Here is a 444-nt window from a genome sequence, read left to right on the forward strand (position 1 = left end):
GCTCTTTAACAATGCAAGAAACCAAGTTTTTTTAAGTCAAAGCGATACGTTTGTTGTTGCTTAGTTAGTCTCTAACTAAGTCGCAATAGACACCAGTCTCAAGCGTATCCGGCGAAAAATCGTTGTTCAGTTGCAAGATTGTAGAAACTCTTTCGGGTTATATGGTCAAGTGACTAAGCGCACACGGTGGATGCCTTGGCAGTCAGAGGCGATGAAAGACGTTGTAGCCTGCGATAAGCTGCGGGGAGCTGGCAAACAAGCTTCGATCCGCAGATTTCTGAATGGGGAAACCCACCTAGGATAACCTAGGTATCTATCACTGAATACATAGGTGATAGAGGCAAACCGGGAGAACTGAAACATCTAAGTACCCCGAGGAAAAGAAATCAACCGAGATTCCCTTAGTAGCGGCGAGCGAACGGGGACTAGCCCTTAAGTCTGTAT

The 444-nt window shown here is 45.9% G+C and carries 1 rRNA gene; it reads left to right on the forward strand.

What is annotated here, in order from left to right:
• Nucleotides 1-163: 163 nt before the first annotated feature.
• Nucleotides 164-444, forward strand: a 23S ribosomal RNA gene (locus V6U78_RS12730); the annotation flags it as partial.

Source organism: Marinospirillum alkalitolerans (genome assembly GCF_045055655.1).
In the GTDB taxonomy this organism is placed as follows: Bacteria; Pseudomonadota; Gammaproteobacteria; order Pseudomonadales; family Halomonadaceae; genus Marinospirillum; species Marinospirillum alkalitolerans.